Origin of the sequence: Streptomyces sp. CB01580, assembly GCF_001905795.1 — a bacterium.
Classification (GTDB): Bacteria; Actinomycetota; Actinomycetes; order Streptomycetales; family Streptomycetaceae; genus Streptomyces.
Genome location: NZ_LIXJ01000004.1, coordinates 351,197 through 371,414 on the forward strand (window position 1 = coordinate 351,197; position 20,218 = coordinate 371,414).

The 20,218-nt window shown below is 66.7% G+C and carries 18 protein-coding genes; 13 read left to right on the plus strand and 5 right to left on the minus strand.

Going from position 1 to position 20,218, the window contains the following annotated elements; genetic code table 11:
* Nucleotides 1-20 precede the first annotated feature (20 nt).
* From AMK22_RS09605 to AMK22_RS39115, 4 genes are read left to right on the plus strand one after another with little or no spacing between them, the layout of a single operon-like run.
* Nucleotides 21-1,646, plus strand: coding sequence for an NERD domain-containing protein (locus AMK22_RS09605; RefSeq protein ID WP_073783308.1), 1,626 nt, complete (start codon nt 21-23; stop codon nt 1,644-1,646).
* Nucleotides 1,643-4,801, plus strand: a complete 3,159-nt coding sequence (locus tag AMK22_RS09610) for a helicase-related protein (RefSeq protein WP_073783310.1) — start codon at nt 1,643-1,645, stop codon at nt 4,799-4,801. The genes AMK22_RS09605 and AMK22_RS09610 overlap by 4 nt, the downstream gene beginning before the upstream one ends.
* Before the next feature lie 3 nt (nt 4,802-4,804).
* Nucleotides 4,805-6,679, plus strand: coding sequence for a DUF1998 domain-containing protein (drmB, locus tag AMK22_RS09615; RefSeq protein ID WP_073783311.1), 1,875 nt, complete (start codon nt 4,805-4,807; stop codon nt 6,677-6,679).
* A gap of 20 nt (nt 6,680-6,699) precedes the next feature.
* Nucleotides 6,700-7,785, plus strand: a complete 1,086-nt coding sequence (locus AMK22_RS39115; protein ID WP_143203534.1) for a hypothetical protein — start codon at nt 6,700-6,702, stop codon at nt 7,783-7,785.
* Nucleotides 7,786-7,901: 116 nt separating this feature from the next.
* Here AMK22_RS39115 and AMK22_RS09625 read toward each other — a convergent pair whose 3' ends face one another.
* A complete protein-coding gene (locus AMK22_RS09625) occupies nt 7,902-8,534 on the minus strand; it encodes an ATP-binding protein (protein ID WP_073783315.1) in 633 nt (210 codons plus the stop codon).
* 224 nt (nt 8,535-8,758) lie between these two features.
* Here AMK22_RS09625 and AMK22_RS09630 point away from each other — a divergent pair, with 224 nt between their 5' ends.
* The 3 genes from AMK22_RS09630 (at nt 8,759) to AMK22_RS09640 (ending at nt 10,078) form a co-directional block, all read left to right on the plus strand.
* Nucleotides 8,759-9,607 carry a helix-turn-helix domain-containing protein gene (locus tag AMK22_RS09630; RefSeq protein WP_199883176.1) on the plus strand — a complete coding sequence of 283 codons (849 nt, stop codon included), beginning with the start codon at nt 8,759-8,761 and terminating at the stop codon, nt 9,605-9,607.
* Nucleotides 9,604-9,795 (plus strand): DUF397 domain-containing protein, encoded by a 192-nt coding sequence (locus AMK22_RS09635; protein WP_073783317.1) that lies wholly within the window; start codon nt 9,604-9,606, stop codon nt 9,793-9,795. Before AMK22_RS09630 ends, AMK22_RS09635 begins: the two co-directional genes overlap by 4 nt.
* An 85-nt stretch (nt 9,796-9,880) precedes the next feature.
* Nucleotides 9,881-10,078: a DUF397 domain-containing protein gene (locus tag AMK22_RS09640; RefSeq protein WP_073783319.1), complete on the plus strand. Its 198-nt coding sequence runs from the start codon at nt 9,881-9,883 to the stop codon at nt 10,076-10,078.
* Between the two features lie 203 nt (nt 10,079-10,281).
* On the opposite strand, the gene AMK22_RS09645 is transcribed toward AMK22_RS09640, so the two are convergent.
* Nucleotides 10,282-11,052 (minus strand): LPXTG cell wall anchor domain-containing protein, encoded by a 771-nt coding sequence (locus AMK22_RS09645; protein WP_073783321.1) that lies wholly within the window; start codon nt 11,050-11,052, stop codon nt 10,282-10,284.
* A gap of 236 nt (nt 11,053-11,288) precedes the next feature.
* Between AMK22_RS09645 and AMK22_RS09650 the strand changes: the two genes are divergently transcribed.
* The 5 genes from AMK22_RS09650 (at nt 11,289) to AMK22_RS09675 (ending at nt 16,349) form a co-directional block, all read left to right on the plus strand.
* Complete coding sequence (locus AMK22_RS09650) at nt 11,289-11,600, plus strand: ArsR/SmtB family transcription factor (RefSeq protein ID WP_073783323.1); 312 nt, start codon at nt 11,289-11,291, stop codon at nt 11,598-11,600.
* A 117-nt stretch (nt 11,601-11,717) separates the two neighbouring features.
* Entirely contained in the window at nt 11,718-12,947 is a 1,230-nt protein-coding gene (locus AMK22_RS09655; protein ID WP_073783325.1) for an MFS transporter, read from the plus strand.
* A gap of 37 nt (nt 12,948-12,984) precedes the next feature.
* Nucleotides 12,985-13,617 (plus strand): DinB family protein, encoded by a 633-nt coding sequence (locus AMK22_RS09660; protein ID WP_079186016.1) that lies wholly within the window; start codon nt 12,985-12,987, stop codon nt 13,615-13,617.
* A gap of 383 nt (nt 13,618-14,000) precedes the next feature.
* On the plus strand, nt 14,001-15,017 hold the full coding sequence (locus AMK22_RS09665) for a hypothetical protein (RefSeq protein WP_073783327.1): 1,017 nt from the start codon (nt 14,001-14,003) through the stop codon (nt 15,015-15,017).
* 708 nt (nt 15,018-15,725) lie between these two features.
* On the plus strand, nt 15,726-16,349 hold the full coding sequence (locus AMK22_RS09675) for a hypothetical protein (protein ID WP_143203536.1): 624 nt from the start codon (nt 15,726-15,728) through the stop codon (nt 16,347-16,349).
* Between the two features lie 209 nt (nt 16,350-16,558).
* Here AMK22_RS09675 and AMK22_RS09680 read toward each other — a convergent pair whose 3' ends face one another.
* From AMK22_RS09680 to AMK22_RS09690, 3 genes are read right to left on the minus strand one after another with little or no spacing between them, the layout of a single operon-like run.
* Complete coding sequence (locus AMK22_RS09680; RefSeq protein WP_073783333.1) at nt 16,559-17,146, minus strand: hypothetical protein; 588 nt, start codon at nt 17,144-17,146, stop codon at nt 16,559-16,561.
* Between the two features lie 30 nt (nt 17,147-17,176).
* Nucleotides 17,177-17,986, minus strand: a complete 810-nt coding sequence (locus AMK22_RS09685; protein ID WP_242433896.1) for a TetR/AcrR family transcriptional regulator — start codon at nt 17,984-17,986, stop codon at nt 17,177-17,179.
* A complete protein-coding gene (locus AMK22_RS09690; protein ID WP_079186018.1) occupies nt 17,983-19,521 on the minus strand; it encodes an MFS transporter in 1,539 nt (512 codons plus the stop codon). Before AMK22_RS09690 ends, AMK22_RS09685 begins: the two co-directional genes overlap by 4 nt.
* A 194-nt stretch (nt 19,522-19,715) precedes the next feature.
* Between AMK22_RS09690 and AMK22_RS09695 the strand changes: the two genes are divergently transcribed.
* Complete coding sequence (locus tag AMK22_RS09695; RefSeq protein WP_073783335.1) at nt 19,716-20,024, plus strand: hypothetical protein; 309 nt, start codon at nt 19,716-19,718, stop codon at nt 20,022-20,024.
* Nucleotides 20,025-20,218: the final 194 nt, after the last annotated feature.

Consider the following 20,218-nt stretch of genomic DNA (forward strand, 5'->3'; position numbering starts at 1 on the left):
TGCGAGTGCCGGGAGAGTTGATGAGGATCGTTCCGAGCGAAATCTCACGCAGGACCAGGAGCGCCGCCGAGCGGAGCGTCTTCGCGGCCCTCAAGGCCATACCGGACAAGGACAGCGTGGCCCTGCACTCCGTCCATCTACCGGCGCATCGCTACAAGCGCGTGGGCGAGATCGACTTCGTGGTGATCACACCCCAGTTGCTCCTGTTCATCGAGGTGAAGGGCGGCGGCGTCGCCTTCCGCGACGGCAAGTGGCACTACACCCGCGGCGACGGCAAGGTGTACACGCGGGACGAAGGCCCGTTCGAGCAGGCGAGCAGCGGCATGCACGAACTGGAGCGAGAGTTCCGAAACACGGTCGACGGCCTTCGCTATCGCGACGTGGTGGGGGGCTACCTCGTCATCACTCCGGATGTCGATCTCCCGAAGATGACCACGTACGAACCCGAACAATATCTGGGCAGCACGGCCTACGCCGGCGGCCAGGGCCTCGAGGCCGCGATTCGCCGTGCCGGTCGCTACTGGCCGAGCAAGGGCAAGAACAAATCCGCCATCTCTCCCATCTCGGCACAATTGCGCGCGGACATCATGAAAGCGGTACGCCCCGACTTCGATCTGGTGCCCAACCTCCGGTCACGGATCACCGATCTCGAGGCATCCTTCGAGCGCCTCACTTCCGAACAGCTGGTACGTATCGATGAGTTGGAGGAGAACCCTCGGCTCATCTGGTCGGGAGGAGCGGGGACGGGCAAGACTTTCCTCGCGGCAGAGGCCGCCCGTCGCAAGTCCGTCGGCGGCACCGTGCTCTTCACCTGCGCGAGTCGCACCCTGGCGGCTCATGTCTCCGGCATCCTCTCGGACGACTCCGTCGTCGTACTCCCCTACGACCATCTCGACCAAGTACGGGGACGCGTCTTCGACCACTTGATCGTCGACGAAGCGCAGGACCTGATGCGGTTCGAGTGCCTCGAAAGGCTCGAGACGTTCATCAAGGGCGGTTTGGACGAGGGCCAGTGGATCTTCATGCTCGACCGCAACAATCAGATCCTCGCCCCCAAGGGCTACGACCCCGCAGCACAGAAGTACCTTCGCGATCTGGGAGCGACACCGGCCTCGTTGACACGCAACTGCCGCAACACGAAGCAGATCGTGAGGCAGGTACAGCGTTACACGGGCGCCGACCTGGGAGTCGCGATGGCCGGGCAGGGGGAACAGGTGATCTTCTCCAAGGTCTCCTCCAGGGAGGATGAGGCCTCCGCCCTGGACGCGCATCTGGATCACCTGTTGGACGACGGGATCGCTCCCCGGGACATCACCCTCGTGTCGTCGTCGGGCGACTGGGAGAGCACCTGCGCCCGGCTTTCACGCCGCTTCTCCAAGATCGAGCGCTACGCGGACACAGTCGGACGCGCCGGGTCCAGGAATCGCATCACCTGGTCGTCGGTAGCGGACTTCAAGGGACTGGAGAACCAGGTGGTGTGTCTCATCGACCTCGGCGTCGAAGCCCTCGAAGGTCGGCTCGACTCCCTCTACGTCGCGTGGACCCGAGCCCGAGCACACTTGTGGATCGCCACCCTGCCCGAAGTCAACCGCGCGCTGAGAGACATCGGGGCTGCCACGCTCAAGAACGCGGGTGAGTCCGCATGACCATCTCCGAACAGGAAATTGCCGATTATCGGGACAAATTCGTCAAGTATCTACGCAGACAGCTCGTCGGCCCAGATGCCGACGTGGAGGAGACGCTCGTAGACCCGCCGGATCGGCGATATCTGATGGGCACTCTCTATCCACGTGGGACCGAGTTCCATGACCACACATCGGCCGCCGGTGAGCAGGAACTCTCGGAGAATGCCGCGGGCACCGGTGAAGAAGACGGCTTCGCCGACGATCCCGTGGCCGAGGCAAATGCCTGGATGCCGTCGTCGCTCGGCTTCTCGTTCTTCACCGACGCCACGACCATCGAGGTGACTTGTTCCGCCGCTCGTTACGAGACACAACGCGACGGCGGGCGCAGAATCTGGGTCAGGCACCCGGCCCGATCCCAGACGGTCCCGATCGTCCGGGGCACAAACGGCGAGAGCGTACTGGACGGACACGCACGTCTCTACATCCGCTGGCGGCGCCATGGGGTCGGCCATCTCGTCACCTGTGTACTCGCAAACGCCCACTACGAGGAAGAAGATCCCCGAAATTCCTGGAACCTCATGCTCTTCCAGGCTGGACTCGAGGCAAGGACCGTCGACGGAAAGGTCTTGGAGTACCCGAGCACGCGCCTCAACAGTCGGGATCCCGAAGAGGCGGAGCTCCGGGTTCAGTACCGTCATGTCTTGACACGCGCCGTCGGACACGGCTGCGCGGTCGAGTGGGACGAGTCTGATGAGGAGGTCACCACCCTCCACGCCGAAGTCATGCCCCGGAAAGTGGTCGAGCACATCCGCCCTGACGGCCCGAAGAACCTACCAGTGCTCAATCTCGCCCACCTGTACCGACGAGATCTTCCCGTCGAGACGTTGCGTACCGATCTCGAGTCGTTCGTCGAGGGCTATCGCACATGGTACGAAGCCCGTGTGGCCGAGGCGTCGTCCAATCTCCCCCAGTGGGCTCAGAAACCGGCCCGACGTATCCTCGGCCGCGTCGAGAATGCCCTGCGGCGGATGGAGTCCGGGACCAGGATCCTCACCGAGGACAGCGCAGCGGGCGAGCATGCTCGAGAAGCGCTCCGGCTTGCCAATCGGGCCATGGCATTGCAGATGCTGCACAGCCGAAGCGAGTTGGCGGGGACCCGGCGCCGCCGGAACGACGATGTCGTCGAAGTTTCCGAGCCGGACGGGAAGGCCAGCTGGCACCCTTTCCAGCTCGCCTTCTTTCTGCTCGTTGTCGAAGGGCTGGTGAACCCCAGCCACGACGACCGGGACACGGTCGACCTCATCTGGTTCCCCACCGGCGGCGGCAAGACCGAGGCATATCTCCTCACGGCGTGTTTCGAAATCGCCTGGCGTCGGCTGCACTACGGACCCGCGGGTGGGGGCACGGCTGTCATCAGCCGCTACACGCTCAGTCTTCTCACCACCCAACAATTCCAACGAACAGCGACGGCCATCTGCGCGCTCGAGTACATGCGACTCGGGCATGACGGTCCCGAGGGGGTGGCGCTGGGGAGTGAGCCGATCACCGTGGGACTGTGGGTCGGCAAAGACACGACACCCAACAAATACATCGACGCACAAACGGCTCTCGGCGAACTCAAACAGATGAGCGAGCCCGATGACAGGTTCCTCCTGGAACGCTGTCCCTGGTGCGGAACCGAGATCGTGCCCCAGCGCCATGCGCGGGAGAGCGACTTCGGAATCGTCGCCAGTGCCACCGAATTCTCGTTTCGCTGCCCTCGGGACACCTGCGTCTTTCACGACTTGCTGCCCGTCGCCGTGGTCGATCAGCACATCTACGACCAGCCACCGACCTTCCTGCTCGGCACCGTGGACAAGTTCGCTCGGCTGGCCTGGGAGCGGGATGCGGGACGCATCTTCGGCGGACGAGGCAGACGCAGACCATCATTGGTGATCCAGGACGAGCTGCATCTGCTGGCCGGCCCATTGGGGACGACGGTCGGCCTCTACGAGGCCGCGATTCTGGAACTCTGCGCATGGGACGGCATCAGACCGAAGGTGATCGCGTCCACCGCGACGATCCGCCGGTCCGAGCAACAGGTCCAAAGCCTCTACGGTCGCAGCACCCAGCTCTTCCCCCCTGCCGGGCTCGACGCCCGATACTCCTACTTCACCTCTCCCGACGAGAAGCGCCCGGGGAGGCTGTACGTCGGTGTCATGGCACAGGGGCACACCTCCTCCACGGGAACGGTGCACGTGGGCGCGGCGGCGCTCCAAGCCCCCAACGACGTGTGCGAGACGGATGATCTGCGTGATGCCTACTGGACGGTGGTCGCGTATCACAACAGTCTGCGGGAACTCGGACGCACGGTGACCATCGCCAGGGACGACATCCCGGCTCGGTTGGAGCACCTCACGCATGACGAATCGGCGCGCCGCGAACTCCCCGACCACTCCGTCGTCGAGCTGACGAGCAACATCCCACGCGCCGCGCAACCGCGGCTGCTGGACCGTCTCGGCCGGCCTTTCAGCGACGGCGAGAGCATCTCCTTCCTGGCGACGACCAACATGCTGTCCGTCGGCGTCGACGTGCCACGTCTGGGCCTCATGCTGATGAACGGGCAGCCCAAGACCACTTCCGAGTACATCCAGGCGACCAGCCGTGTCGGTCGTCGAACCGTTCCTGGGTTGGTCGTCACTCTCTTTCGATCGAGCAAGCCCCGCGACCGTTCCCATTACGAATCCTTCGGCGTCTATCACTCCTCGCTCTATCGGCATGTGGAGCCCACCAGCGTCACTCCTTGGTCGCCACCGTCCCGAGACCGGGCTCTCCATGCCGCACTCACCATCCTCGTCCGCCATGGCATCGGGCTGAGCGCCGAGGACAGAGCTGGGGACGTGCTCGATCACCGGGAGGCGGTCCAGCAAGTACGGGATCGCATCGTGAAGCACGTGAGCGACTCCGACCCCGAAGAGAGCGCAGCCGCGAGGGAACAACTCGACTCGAGGATCGAGGAGTGGATGCAGGAGGCGAACATCGCCCGGGTAGAGGGAAGTCGGCTCTATTACCAACCTCAGGGGCGTGGACACATGTCGCTGCTGACCGACTTCGGAAAACAACAGGGCCTCTGGGAGACTGCCCAATCCATGCGAAGCGTCGACCGGGAGTGCCTGGTGGCGGTCAGGGGGGCTTGAGGAATGAAGGACATCAGGAGAAAAGTCCGCAGGACTCAGACCATCTCCCCGTTCGGCGTCGGCGGCATCATCGACCTCCAAGGAGAGTCGTTCGTCGCCGCTGACATTCGAAGTTGGGGTAAGCATGGTGAACCGGTGGAATCGCCGCGGCTGGCCCGCAAGCTCGGCGTGAGAGGGTTCCGCGCGGCACCGGTGATCCCTTCGGGTAAAGCCCAGTTCGTCTCCCGCAGAGGCCCCGGATACGTACGTTTCCCTCGGTGGATCTTCTGCCCGAAGTGCAGAGTCATGACTCTGTGGCGCATCGAGATGGAAGAGAAGGACAAGCCTCCCAGATGCGGCAGATGCCTCAATACCCCGCAGCTGGCTCCCATGCGTTTCATCCAGGTCTGCAGAGAGGGGCACATGGCCGATGTCGACTGGCAGAGGTGGGCACACTCGCGGGCGACAACCCACGACCAACGTCAATGCCGGGTGAAGAGCCTCAAGTTTATCGCCACCCCGGAGTCGTCCGGACTCGACGCGCTGAAGGTTTCGTGCACCACCTGCGACGCGTACCGGACGCTCGAAGGAATCAGCCAGAAGCACGCGCTGAAACAGATCGGTGTGCGCTGTTCCGGGAGTCAGCCCTGGCAACCCGCCGACGACGAGCGCGACGAGTGCGAGGAGCAACCCCGTGTGGTTCAGCGGGGCGCTTCCAACGTTTATTTTCCGCTCGTTCATTCGGCCATTGAAATACCCACCTCTTTGGAATCGGAGGCTGACGGGACCACAGCCCGGAGAGTCATGGCCCACGACCTGTGGGGAGACCTCTTGGAAGAGGCTGATTCACCACTCGTAGAGACCCTCGTCACTTTCATTGCGAAGAAATGTGAAGTGTCCAAGGAATTCGTCGAATCCTTGCATCGGTCACACACGGTTGAGAACTCGACGAGAACGACAACCAGTACCGTGGTCGAAGATCTCAGCATCGCCGAGTGGGAGGCATTCGCCACTTCGGAGCCGGAGACGAAATCAACCAAGGACTTCAGCATCAGACAAATCAACCTCGGAGTGCAGGAGGTCGATTCTGATTCGCTGAAGTTGTTGCACCGCCGAGTGGATCGAGTCGTCGTGGCCGACCGAATCCGCGAGGTACGGGCACTCGAGGGCTTTTCGCGCTACGAATCGGAAGGCCGTGAACGTCTGATCTCGGTCAATCCTGTGGCAAGCACGCAGTGGCTGCCTGCCGTGGAGTCGTACGGCGAAGGAATCTTCATTTCCTTCGCCGAGGACGCGCTCCAGGAATGGGAGTCGCCGCAGACTGTACAAGGTTGGGTCGCGAGCATCGAAAAAAACCTGGAGGCATCCTTCCAGGTCGAACGCCTTCGCGAGAAGACGGGACCTCGCCTGCTTCCCAGGTTTGTGATGCTGCACACACTCGCCCATCAGTTCATCCGGCAGCTCTCATACGACAGCGGGTACAACGCGGCTTCACTCCGCGAACGCGTCTACGCAAGAAGTAATCCCGCAGGAAGTCAGGTTCCTCGGCAAGCAGGGATCTTTATCTACACAGCGGCCGGGGATTCAGAGGGAACGCTGGGCGGCCTGGTTCGCCAAGGGATGCCTCCTCATCTGAAAGAAACGATGGTGCGCCTTCTCGAGTCGGCCCAGTGGTGCTCCCAGGATCCTCTCTGCGCCGACTCCACGGGACGCTCTCTGGCGAACCTCAACAGGGCCGCCTGTCACGCCTGCGCGCTACTCCCCGAGACATGTTGCGAAATCGGAAATACATTGCTTGATCGCACCCTCCTCATTGGCGACGATCGAGTGCAGGGCTTCTTCCAGCCGGTACTTCAAGCTGCTTTCGAGGAATCTGCCGCAGCTGTCGATGCGCCATGAAACTCCCTAGCCTGCTCGACTTGACAGCAGACCAACAATCGGTCATGGACCTTCCGTTTGGGGGTCGTCATTTGGTCACCGGACCTCAAGGGTCCGGAAAGACCGTCATGGCCGCCTACAGGGCCTGGATGCAGGCTGTCACCGGACGCGAGAGCACCCTGATCACACGATCCAATCTGCTCAGCCAATATATCGACCAATCCTCGAATCGCCTGTCCGGAAGATTCCATGTCACCACTTTTCATCGTTGGCTGCACAAATTCTGGAATGAAATTTTCCAGGCCGAACCACCGACAGACGGCGCTGACGAGTGGAGTTACGATTGGCCCCGGATGCAGATCCAATGTCTGGGCCTACAAAAAAACCTGGGCCCGCCCATCCACCTGGTGGTCGACGAGGGACAGAACCTACCGCGTCAATTCTACGAGCTCTGCGGCATCCTCGACATTCATGCCACCGTTTTCGCGGATAAATTTCGCAGCTTCGAAGAAGAACAGATAACTCTCGCCGAAATCAGGAAAGGACTCGAAATCGAGACGGATACACTTGCCCTAAGAAATAACCACCGCACTTCACGCGCGATCGCTCTCCTTTCAGAGCATTTCCGAACGGGCGAAGCTCGCGATGAAGGAAATCTCCCCGAGAGTATCGGCGAGACCCCAAACCTGATGCATTGCTCCCCCCTGCGCCCTTTCGTGACGCAACTCGCCCAATACATTTCCAGTCGCCCCCAGTGCACTGTCGGCATCATCTGTAGAACCACCGAGCTACAGCGTGAACTCCATCGCCAGCTGGCCAGCCAGGGACTTCATTCCTCGACCGAGTCCTACATCTCGAGCGACAAGAACAGATCGAAAGTCGATTTCGCAACAAACAGAATTCAGATCCTGAACGTTGCGAGCATGAAGGGGCTCGAATTCGACATCGTCTTCGTTCCGGACCTCGACAGCTACTCCGAGGACTCCACTGGGGCGACGGCTCGTGAACGGTTTCACGTCTTGTGCATGCGGGCACGGCAGGAGTTGCACCTCGTTCACCACGGTGAACGAGAACCCGAGATCGTCGCGGACGTGCCGACATCCATGCTGCACCGACGGGCCATCTGAGCTGTCACCCCGGCGGCCCTCCCGGCACCCCAGGGGGCGGTTGCGGTCCGCGCCTCGCTTGACTCCGGTCAAGGCCCAGCGACACCGGGCAACCCACTGCGCACCAGCCCTAAAGGTCACCCGACCTGGCTCAGCTCTGCCTCGAAGCGCACCTGAGCCAGTTCCAACGCCTCGTCCGGGTCGCAGCCATGAGCCCGCAGCCAATGCAGGAGGTCGACGATCAAGCCGATAGCCGCCTTCTGCTGAGAGGCGGTACGGATCCGCCCCTCTCCGAGAGACGACGCCGCATCTCCCAAGTGCAAGGTCAGACAAGCCTCACCCTTCGATACCCTCGGGTCGTTGACATGCCCATCCGGCGAAGAAAGGGGCGTGGCGAGGTCACACCAGACGAGCTTGGACTCCGCGCCGAGAATCACACCCCACCGTTCCGACACGGCGTCCAGCATCACCAGCCCACGCCCCGACTCGTCGTGCGGGCCAGCAGACAGCAGTGAGGGCAGGGCCCGCGTGTCCGGGTCGCGAAGCGCGACCCGGAGGCATGTGCCGTTCATCTCGACCGCGAGCGTGCTCGGCGTACCCGCACCGACATGTCTGATCACATTCGCCACAAGTTCGCTCGCGCAGATCTCAGCGGCGGCGGCCACATCCGCCAGGCCCCACAGGCGCAGATGCAGCCGCAGGAGGCGCCTTACGCCAGCGACCTCTTCGGGCTCCGCCAGGAACGGCAGTTCCCAGGGCCTACGTGTCATGCAACCGCCACTTCCGTTCACCACAAGCACACGCCTTTCACACGACCGAACCGCCACACCTCACCATGCGTGAGATGTCATGACTCACGGTTGTCACGATCGAGAGAATGCCAACCTCACATCCCGATATGCAATGTGCACGGAGAGATTCCCTCCATAGGGTGATTGGCGATCACGGACGCTTCCGATGAGATGTGACTCCCGCTATCGGAAGAGGTGTTGACGTGGCCGGTTCACCCACAGCCCGCCGCCGACGTCTGGCGATCGAACTGAAGAAGCTCCGCGAAGAAAGCGGTCTGACCTGCAACCAGGTCGGCAAGGAACTCGATTGGAGCGGCTCCAAGGTCAATCGCCTGGAGACCGGTCAGGGGCGTGTGCAGCCTTCGGACGTGGACGCGCTCTGCCGCTTCTACGGCACGCCCGACGACATGCGCGACCTACTGCGCTCTCTTGCGAAGGATTCCAAGACCAAGGGCTGGTGGCACGCTCACGGCGATGCGATTCCCGCCTGGTTCTCGGTCTACGTGGGCCTGGAACAAGCGGCATGCAGCATGCGCACCTACCAGGGCGAGTTCGTGCCCGGTCTACTTCAGACCGCCGAGTACGCCACCGAGATGAGCCGTGTCACGCCAGGCCTCCCCCATGACGAGATCCAACGGCTTGTCGACGTACGCATGCGCCGTCAACGGCTCCTGCTGGAGCCGAAGGGTCCCGACTTCTGGGCCGTGATCCACCAGAGTGCGCTCATGCATGTGATGGGCAATCGGAAGGTCATGGTCGCCCAACTCGAACATATGCTGGAGATGGCGAAGTTGAGGAATGTGACGGTGCAGGTACTGCCGTACGATGCTGGCGCGTACCCCACCACCGGGCCCTTCACCGTGCTCGGATTCCCCGAGCAGGAGGACCCCGACCTGGTGTACCGAGAGGGCCTCACGGACTCGATCTACTTGGAGCTCCCGGGAGACGTCAGCGTCTACACGCGGGCGTTCGACCACCTCAGGGCCCTTTCCTTGAGCCCGCAGAGATCAGTTGCGCTGATCCGTTCCGTCATGAAGGAGCACGCACAATGAACCAGCCTCCCATAGCGGTCCAGTGGCGGAGGAGCAGTTACAGCAACGGTGCTGGGGGCGAATGCGTCGAGGTCGCGGACTTGCACTCGATGGTCGGCATACGGGACTCCAAGCGGCCCAGCGGGTCTCATATTGCGGTACGTCACGGCTCGTGGGCGCGGTTCGTCACCTCTCTGCGCGCCCAATAGGCCAGCATTCGAGTACCTGCGCACACGCAGGCATGTGACATCAACTTGTCTGCCGCGCTCCTGAGTCAAGCCTGGGGGAGCTGTGATGGATCACGAACGGGCACACTGGTTCAAGTCGTCATACAGCGGAGCGAACACAACCGAGTGCGTTGAGGCCGCCCACCTCCGGCATGCGGCTGCGGTCCGCGATTCAAAGGCTCCCGACGGCCCAGTACTGACGTTCAGCAACGCATCGTGGACAGATTTCCTCACCGCTGTACGCCATCAGCAATTCGACAAGTGACTAACCGGTTCCCCTCGAAGCTGAACGCCCGCCTTGCCATATAGCGACACAACACGCCCGTCCCGCACCCGGGCACGTAGTCCATCAACGACCGGACAGACCCACCACGAACCTCAAAGCCCGTGGCCGACCAGAGGTTCGACCACGGGCAGAGGGTGAGAGACAGGCTCAGCGGCCACGTGGCGCGGGGCCACGCGGGTGCGTCAGTGCTGCTGGGCCTTGCGGCGGCGGATCACCAGGAAGCCGCCGGCTGCGACGAGCGCGGCAGCCGCTGCGGCGAGCAGGCCGACCGGCGCGCCGGTGCCGGTCTCGGCGAGGTCGCCTTCGGCCCCGGCGGACGGGGAGGACGAGGGCTTCTCGGTCGACCCCTCAGGGGCGGACGTGGCGGGCGACGCGGTCGGCTGCGTCGAGCCGGACGGGGCGGGCGTGGACGGGCCGTCCGACTCGGACGGACTGGCCGACTCGGACGGGCCTGCCGACTCGGACGGAGCCTCGGGGCTCGGCTCGCCGGGGGTCGCCGACGGGGAGGGCGAGGTGACGGGCTCGCCGCCCCCGGGGTTCCCCTTGTCCTCGCAGTCGACCCAGAAGACCTTGTGCTTGGCCTTGCCGTGCTCGCCGTCGAAGTTCCAGAACAGCTTGTAGTGGCCGTCGGGCAGGGACTGGTCCGGCGAACGGCCGTGGCCCTTGGCGTCGAGCGCCAGGGACCCGGTCTTCACGATCTCGCCCTTGACCTTGGCGGTGGGCGGCCAGGCCTCGATGCGCCAGTCGACGTCCTGGTCGGCGTCGAAGCCGAAGGCGTCGAGGTAGAAGGTGCACACGTGAGGCTCGTTCTTGCGGAGCTCCTCACCGGTCGCGGCATCGTGGATCTTCACGGTGCCGTTGTCGCCGGGGGCGGTGGCGTATGCCGTAGGGGCAAGCAGCAGGGCTGCCGTGGTGGCAGCCGTAAGCGTGCATGCGGAAGCAACTGTGCGCATGAGAAATCCAACGGTTGAAAGAGATGGCTACCGTGGGGGGACTGCGTCACCTTCCTTCGGCAACACACACGCGTCAAAGACCTTATGGCCACATCTGTCACACAGAGTGAAACTCACCCCATAAGTTCCCCATAACGATTCAGGCCAGCCCCTGGCCGATTCCGACAGTTTGACTCGCCCCCCACATATCGGGAAAGTTAGATGCGTACCGTCTGCCACATGGAGAGGCGAACGCGATGGACCCCCTGGCCGTGCACAAGGCGCTCGCCAACCCCGCTCGACTGCAGTTCATGCAGTGGCTGAAGGAGCCGGAGAAGTACTTCGACGAGGGCTCCTACCGGCAGCAGGGGCTCGGCTTCCACATCGGGGTGTGCGTGGGTGACATCCAGAAGCGCTCCGGGCTGGCACAGTCCGTCGTGTCCGGCTATCTGCAGACGCTCAAGGACGCGGGGCTGCTCGCCTCGGAGCGCATCGGCAAGTGGACGTACTACCGGCGCAACGAGGCTGTGATCGCGGAGTTCGCCACGCACGTCCGGGACGCCCTGTAGGGCCCCGCACCCCCTCGCTCCCGCCCCCTCGCTCCCGGCCCGGCCGGGGGCGGTGCGTACCGTCGGCTGCCGCATGGTCGAACATATCCACTTTTCTAGATTTGATGAAGGGTTGAGATGAAGAGAACCTCCCTCACCGTCCTGGTGCTCGCCCTGGGCGTGTTCGGGATCATCACCACCGAGATGGGCATGGTCGGCGTGCTCCCCCAGGTCTCGGCCGAGCTCGGCGTCGCGCCGTCCGCGGCGGGATGGCTGGTAGGGGTGTTCGCCCTGGTCATCGCGGTGTCCGGGCCGTTCACGACGCTGCTGGCCTCCGGTGTCGACCGCAAGAAGGTGCTGGCATCGGCGATCGCGGTGTTCGCCGTGTCGAACGCCGTCTACGCGATCACCTCGCAGTACGAGGTGATGCTGGCCTTCCGTATCGTCCCCGCCCTCTTCCACCCGGTGTTCTTCGCCGTCGCGCTGGCCACCGCCGCGCGGATGGTGCCCGCCGAGGACGCGACCCGGGCCACGACGACCGTGTTCGGCGGGGTGACCGTCGGATTCGCCTTCGGGGTGCCGCTGAGTTCGTATCTCGCCGAGCACGTGTCCCTGGCGTCGGCGTTCTGGTTCGCTGCGCTCGTCAATCTGGCCGCCTTCCTCGGCATCCTGCGGTTCGTCCCGGCCATGCCCGTCGGCCGACGGATGTCGTACGGGTCCCAGTTGGGCATCCTCGGGCGATCGCGTACGTGGCTGACGATCGTGTCCGTCGTACTCGTCTTCGCGGCGATGTTCTCGGTCTACGGCTACTTCGCCGAGTACCTCGGACAGGTCACGCACATGGACGGCACGTGGGTCAGTGCCATGCTGATGGCGTTCGGCATCGTGATGATCGCCGGGAACTTCGCCTTCGGTGCCTTGCTGCGGCGCAGCCTCATAGGCACCGCGGTCGCCTATCCGGTGTTGTGTCTGGCCGTGTACGTGCTGCTGTACGTGGTCGGTCCGTCGTTCGCTCCGATGGTGGTGGCCGTGCTCGTCTGGGGCGCGGTGCATTCGGGCGGGCTCGTGGTGAGTCAGAGCTGGCTGGGGCGCGACGCCACCGACGCCCCGGAGTTCGGCAACAGCCTCTTCATCTCGTTCTCGAACCTGGGCATCACCGTCGGAACCGCTGTCGGCGGATGGGTCATGAGCGGCTACGGAACCCGCCGGCTCACCTGGGCCGGGGCCGCGTTCGCGGTCGCCGCCGTGCTGGTCATGGCGCTGCGGCTGGCCATGGACCGGATCGGTACGCGGCGTACCCCCGCGCCGCCCGACCCTGCCGGGCCGGTGCTCGGAGAGGTCCGCACGGCCTCCCGCGAGACCTCCTAGGGTGGGCGGCCAGGAGCCGACCGAAAGGCGATGTCTCATGGGAACGACAACGGGTGGCGCGGACGTACGCGACGGGGAGCGGGAGGACCTGCTGGCCATCGTGGCGGATCAACGCGGCAACTTCCTCTACACGCTCACGGGCATCACGGAGCCACAGGCCGCTCTCACCACCACCGTCAGCGAGTTGACGCTCGGCGGTCTGGTCAAGCACCTCGTCGAGATGCAGCGCACCTGGCTCGCGGTGATCGACGGCACGGCGCCCGCGGAGGTCGGTCAGGACGAGCTGGACCCCGACCGCAACCGCATGACCGGGAACGAGACCCTGGCCGGGCTGCTCGACGCCTTCCACGCGACGGCAGCGGAGTTCGATCGCACCGTGCGGCAGGAGCCCGATCTCGACCGGGTCCTGACGCTCCCGTCGTATCCGTGGGCGCCGGGGCCGATCACCTGGACCGTTCGGCATGTGCTGCTGCACGTCTTCCGGGAGATCGCGCACCACTGCGGGCACGCCGACATCATCCGCGAGGCGTTGGACGGTGCCAGCACCACGACGTACATGGTCGAGGCCGCCGCGCGCGGCAACCGTGCGGACGGAGACGGAGACGGTGTGGACGGCAAGGGTACGGACGACGGCGGTGCCGACGACGGCGGCGGAACGGAGGGCGACTGACCGCGGGCGTACCTGACAGCGGTACGCGCGAGCGGTACACGCACGCGGTACGGGTCGGCAGCAGACACCGGGGCGGGGAGCGCCCGCCCGGTACGGGCCCGGAGCGAGGTACGAAGCCTCGCTCCGGGCCCGTACCTCTTCGCGTGACGACATGTGCGCCAGGGTCCCCGTATGCCGCCGCCTCGGGGGTCGCCATGCGGCCGAACGAGTGGCTCCTGGCCGGCTCCTGGGCGCACGGCGGCGGAATTCAGGAGACTGGCCGTCAACGCGAAGGTGGGCGCCCGACCGTTTGTACCGAACGTCGATTTCCGGCCACAACACAACGCCCCTTACGCTGCACCACATCAGTCACCAACAGTCGGCCGGGAGAGAAGGGCGACAACATGACCCCCGAGACCAGCACACTTGGCACCATCGATGCCACAACTTCCCTGTTGCAGGAGGAACTTCCTCGTCTGGAGCAGCACCAGCAGAACCTGCAGAACGAACTCGCCGCCGTCACCGAGCGGCTGGAGTCGGTGCGCACCGCGCTGACGGCGCTGCGCGCGCTGTCCTCCACCGCCGCCCCGTCCTCGGACGCGGCGCCGCGGGCGATCGAGACCACGACCGCCTCGGAGCAGAAGAACGCCGAAGCCACGGACGTCGCCGAGGTCGGTGCGACCGACGGGGCCGACAAGGCACCGGCGAGCGCTGCCGCTCCTCTGATTCCGCAGCAGGCGCAGGAGTCCGTCGACGCCGTCGCCCCCGCACAGGCCCCGCAGGATCCTCAGGACTCGCAGGAGTCGCAGGTGCAGGCGGAGGTTCCGGAGGAGGAGCGTACGGAATCCGCGCCGGAGCAGGAGGCGGCTCCGTCTGCCGCACCCGCGCGACGCACCGCCGGTAAGGCAGCCGCGTCCAAGGGGCGCAAGCAGGCTGCGGCCAAGCCGAAGACCGAGCGCGCGCAGACGGCCAAGAAGGCCACCGGTTCCAGGGCCGCGGGTTCCAAGACCGCCAAGTCGGCTTCCGCGGCCAAGACGGTCGGAGCGAGCAAGACGACGGCTTCCGCCAAGGTTTCCGCCTCTGCCAAGGGTTCTGCTTCCGCCAAGGGCTCCGTTGCCGCCAAGGCGGCGAAGGACACCAAGGACACCAAGGACACCAAGCCGACCAGGGCCAAGGCGTCGAAGAAGACCGCGGCTCCCGCGCCGGCCGCCGACGACAACGGCGGCCTCACCGAGATGGCCATCAAGGTGCTGGCCACGTTCGGCGACACCCCCGTCCGCGCTCGCGAGGTCACGAAGGCCCTGGGGCGTGAACTCACCCCCGGCAGCATCAACACCGTGCGCAGCACCCTCGACCGGCTCGTCGGCACCTCCCGCGCCCGCCGCGCCGGCCGGGGCCTCTACCAGGCTCCCGCCAACTGAGCAGTCGGCCGGTTCACCAACCGGTCCTTCTCCCGCGCGCCTTCGGAAATCCGGGAACCTCAAAAGCCGGAAGTCCGCAAGTCCCGGGAGAACCCTACGCCAGGTTCCAGACCTTGGCCACCACGTACAGCGTGAGCAGGCTGGTCACGGCCGACCCGACGACGAGGAGCCAGGCCCAGGCGCCGCCGTCCTCGNGCGCTCGCGAGGTCACGAAGGCCCTGGGGCGTGAACTCACCCCCGGCAGCATCAACACCGTGCGCAGCACCCTCGACCGGCTCGTCGGCACCTCCCGCGCCCGCCGCGCCGGCCGGGGCCTCTACCAGGCTCCCGCCAACTGAGCAGTCGGCCGGTTCACCAACCGGTCCTTCTCCCGCGCGCCTTCGGAAATCCGGGAACCTCAAAAGCCGGAAGTCCGCAAGTCCCGGGAGAACCCTGCACCGCGCTCGCCCTCGTCACGCCCGTTCTCCGGGTCCGTGACGAGGGCGAGCGCGGTGTGTGACGTGTGGGCAGCACGTGGCACGGTGGAAAGCCCTGGACTCCCCGCAGAAGTCGTGAGTCCATGGTCCGTGGTCATCGTGGTCGTGGGTCACGGAAGGCCGTACGGAACGGTCCGGGTCCGGACCACGTACTCGGACCGGACAGGACAGGACCCGACCTGGCCCAACCGGATCGGAACGGATCGGATCGGCGGATGCGGGGAGGGTATCGATGCGACAGCTCCGGGTGAGGGTTCCCAGCGGTCGGATGTGCGCGGGAATCACGCTCGGGATCGCCGCCGGACTGGTCACCCTGTGGTTGTTCACACTGCTCGGCCGCTTCCTCCACACCACGGACAGCCTGGTCAAGATGCTGCTGCTGCCGGTGTGCGGCATCGCTGTGGGATGCGCCGTGGGCCTCGCACGCGCGGGTACCGGAGTCGGCGCCTCGTGGGGACTGCTGGCCGCGATAGCGAGCATGTTCTTCTGCGCCCAGCACATGCAGTACCTCTCGTCCAACGCCCTGCACGACCGGGGTCAGGAGGTCTACGGCGTCATACGGGACGTGTCCTCCCTGACCGACCCGGACGGCGTGACCACGCACACCTACGACGTTTCCTATCCGGGGAATCCGCGTCAACGCAAACTGTCCACCGTGGGACAGGAGTTGGAAGTCGGTCAGCGGTATCTGATCACCATCGACCCGCAGCACAAGGTTCCTCCCGCCCTCGGCCCCAGGCCCGGCACGGACGTCTTCCACCTCGTCTGGCAGATCGTCTGCGCGGTCTTCGTCATGTTCTTCTCGACCATCTCCGGCGTGCTCGCTTTCCGGCCGCCCGAAGTCGACGGCTGGTGAAGCGCCCGAGGGGCGTCGGGGCCGCGTCCGGGTTTCGGGTTCCGGTTCGTGGTTCGGGCCGGGCAAGGACCGGGTCCGGGCCGGGTCCGGGCCGGGTCCGGGCCGGGTCCGGGCCGAGTCCGGGCCGAGTCCGGGCCGAGTCCGGGCCGAGTCCGGGCCGGGTCTGGGCCGGGTCCGGGCCGGGTGCCGCCGACGGACGCCGGGGGATGTCAGCGGTGGTCCTCCGGGTGGCCCTGCATCCAGGTGTTGATGCGGTCGCGGGTGCCGAGCAGTCCGGAGCGGTGCTTCTCCAGGTTCTCCGTGGAGGCGTCACCCTTCAGCGCGCCGCGCAGGGCGTCGATCCACGCCAGTGGTTCCTTGAAGTGGCCGGGGCCCTTCGAGTCCGCCTTCATCGCCTTGCCCAGGCGCGCGAGTTCGTCGTTGACGCGGCCCAGGAAGTAGGCACAGCCCGACGATCCGGGCGTGCAGGTGTCGTTCAGCGTGGCCTGGAGGCCCGCGAAGGCGTCGCGTACCGCCTCCGGCCTGTCCCCTGCGGCCTCGGCCGCGTCGGCGGCCCCCGCGCCCGGACCCGCCCCGCCCACGGCGTCGTTCGACGATTCGGCGGCGGCGGCCGTGCCTCCCGCCACCGCGGCACTCGCGGACGGTGACGCGGCGGCGACGTCGTCCGTCGGCTCCTGCGAAGTCCGCGTCCCGGCGCAGCCGGTCAGGAATGTCCCGAGCAGCACGGCGGTGACGGTCACGGCCGTCGTGGCGGCACGGGCACGGACACAGGCACGGGCACGCGTACGGATGAACACGAGGCCCCCTCATCCGGTTGTCCCCGGACCCTACCTTCCCGGGCCCGTGCCGTCGGCCGCTCGTCCCGTGATGAGCGCCTGGAGCGCGGGCGCGTACAGGTCCGCGATGTGCTCCGGCGTGGCACGGGCGCCCGCGCCGTCGCGGTGGAGGCTGAGGGTGGCGCCGAGGCCGAGGAGGTGGCCGGCGATCAGTTCGGCGCGCAGCGCTGCCTCGGGGCCGTGGAGGCGGGCGGTCAGGGCGTCGGTGACCTGTTCGTGGAAACGGTCGCGGAGCAGGGAGCGTTCGTCGCGGTTGCCGAGCGAGAAGACGACGCGCAGCAGGGGGTCGGACTGCTTCTCCCGGCGGCGGCTCACCAGGGTCAGCACCATGTGGCGGCCCAGCGTGCCGAGCGGCGCGGCGAGGAGTTCCGCCGCCGCGGGGCCGAAGTCGGCGACGGTGTTGAAGAGTTCTTCCTTGCGGCCGAAGTGCTTCACGACCAGGGACGGGCTCACCCCGGCGTCGGCGGCGATCCCCCTGATGGTGACATCGGCGTACGGGCGCTGGGTGAACGCCCGGCGGGCGGCGCGCAGGATCGCGTCCCGTCCGGTGCCCGGATCGGCGGAGGACCTGCCGGAGGCCTTGAGAACCGTGTCCGGGTCGGCGGAGGAAGCACCGGGGCCCGTGGGAGCCGCACCCGGATCGGCGGGCGTCGTGCCCGGACCGGCCGCGCCCACGATCGGCTCCGACCCCGACTCCGGTCCCGGAGTCGGCGCCGATTCCGGCTCCGTGCAAGGCCCCTGCCCCTGCCCCGTTCCCGGGCCGGGGGCCGGGGACGGTGCGGTGGCCTGGCCGCTGGTCATGCGTTCTCCTGGATCTCCTCGGCCTCACGGACCTCATGGACCTCGTGGACCGGCGCCGACCGCCTGCCCTCCGTCCGGGCCGCCGGGGTGTCGCCGCTCTCCTCGACGGTACCCGTCGCGGGTGCACGGCCGCCCGGCAGGCACAGGGTGACCAGCAGTGCCGCGAGCGCCGCCCCCGCCGCGATGAGGAAGACGAGCTGGTACGCGTGGAGCGTCGGGGCAGCCCGGCCGCCCACCCGGAACGTGAGACCGGAGAGGACCGCGGCCACCGTCGCGCTGCAGCACGCCTGCCCGATCGACCGCATCAGGGTGTTGAGCCCATTGGCCGCGCCCGTCTCGCTCACCGGGACACCACGCATGACCAGCGCGGGCAGTGCCGAGTACGCGAGGGCCGTGCCCGAGGCGACGACCGTCGCCCCGGCGATGATCAGCCAGAGACTGTGGCTGGTGAAGTACCGCACCACGTAACCGGCCGCGATCACCCCGCCCGCCAGGGCCAGACTGACCTTCGGCCCGTACTTCCCGGAGATCCGGGCCGAGACCGGCGAGAGCGCCACCATCATCACGCCGCCCGGCAGCAGGCACAGCCCGCTGACGACGAGCGAGGCGCCGAGCCCGTAGCCCGTCTCCTTCGGCTCCTGCACCATCTGGGCGGTGACCAGGGAGTTCGCGTAGAAGGCGAAGCCGATCAGCAGGGCCGCGACGTTGGTGAACAGGACGGCCGGACGAGCGGACACCCGCAGGTCGACCATCGGCGTCGGGACACGCAGCTCGTACCGGCCCCACGCCAGGGCCACCACGACGGCGGCCGTCAGCAGACCGACGGTCCGGGCCGAGGTCCAGCCCCAGTCGGCGCCCTGGGTGACGGCGAGCAGCAGACAGACCAGGGCGGCGGACAGGCCCAGGCCGCCGACGGCGTCGAACCGGCCGCGGGTGCGGAGCGGGGACTCGGGCACGTAACGGAGCACCAGCAGGATGTCGATGACGCCGATGGCCCCCGAGACCCAGAACATCGTGTGCCAGTCGAAGCTCTCGACGACCAGCGCGGCGACCGGCAGCCCGACCGCCGCGCCGATGCCGAGCGTCGAACTCATCAGCGCCACCGCGGACAGCACCCGCTCGGGCGGGAGTTCGTCGCGCAGGATGCTGATGCCCAGCGGGGCGACGGCGAGCGCCGCACCCTGCAGGGCGCGGCCGGTGATCAGTACGCCGATGTGGGAACTGACCGCGCACAGCACCGATCCCAGCACCAGGACCATGAGCGAGGCGACGAGCACCCGCCGCTTGCCGTACATGTCGCCGACCCGGCCCAGGACGGGGGTGAAGACGGCGCCGGTCAGCAGCGTGACGGTGACCAGCCAGCTCGCGGCGGCCGGCGTGGCGCCCGTGAGCTCGGGGATGTGCGGCAGCAGCGGTACGACGATCGTCTGCATGACCGCGACCACGACACCGCAGAAGGCCAGCACGCCGACGGCGAACCGGGGATGCGGGGCGGCGACGGCGGACGGGGGCGGGGCGGGTATGTCCGCGGGCATGGTTCTCCGTACGGTGCGTCGGCGGCGGCATGGCTTCGGGCGGAGCCCACGAGATGACGAGGTGCACACTTGTTCACCCCCAGGGTAAACGCCTGTGCACCCCCTCGGCGACCGGATGACCTCGGACCGCGTTAGCCTCGAAGTCCCGGGCCGACGGCCCGGACGACACGGATGAGAAGGCGAAGGTGGCTGCGATGGCGAAGGTTCCGGCAGCGGCGGTGGCGGCGAGCGGGCTGATCGGCGGGTACGCGGTCGCACGGTGGACCGGGAAGCGTCCGCTGGGCGGGGTCGCGCTCGCCGCCGCGGGCAGCGTCGCCGCGTACGAATGGAACCGGCAGGCCGGGCCGCGCGCGGCCGCCGGACTGACCGCCGCCTATGTCGCCGCGTTCGCCGGTTCGCACCCGCTGGCCAAGAAGATCGGCGCCTGGCCGTCCGTCTTCGCCGTGGCGGGCGGCATGGCCGCGGCGTCGTGGGCGGTCACTCGCTGCCGCTGCTCCGGCTGAAACCGTCCGGAAGCGACGCGGTCCGGGCGGTCCGCGAGCGGTACGGGTCGGCCGGGAGCAAGCGGTACGGCCCGGCCGCCCGACCGGTACGCCCCGGGCCGCCGAAGCGGTACGCCCCGGGAGCCGGGCACCGCCGGGCCGCTTCAGCCGACCCGCCCCGGCCCGCCTGAGCCGACCGGCGCACCCGGCCCGCC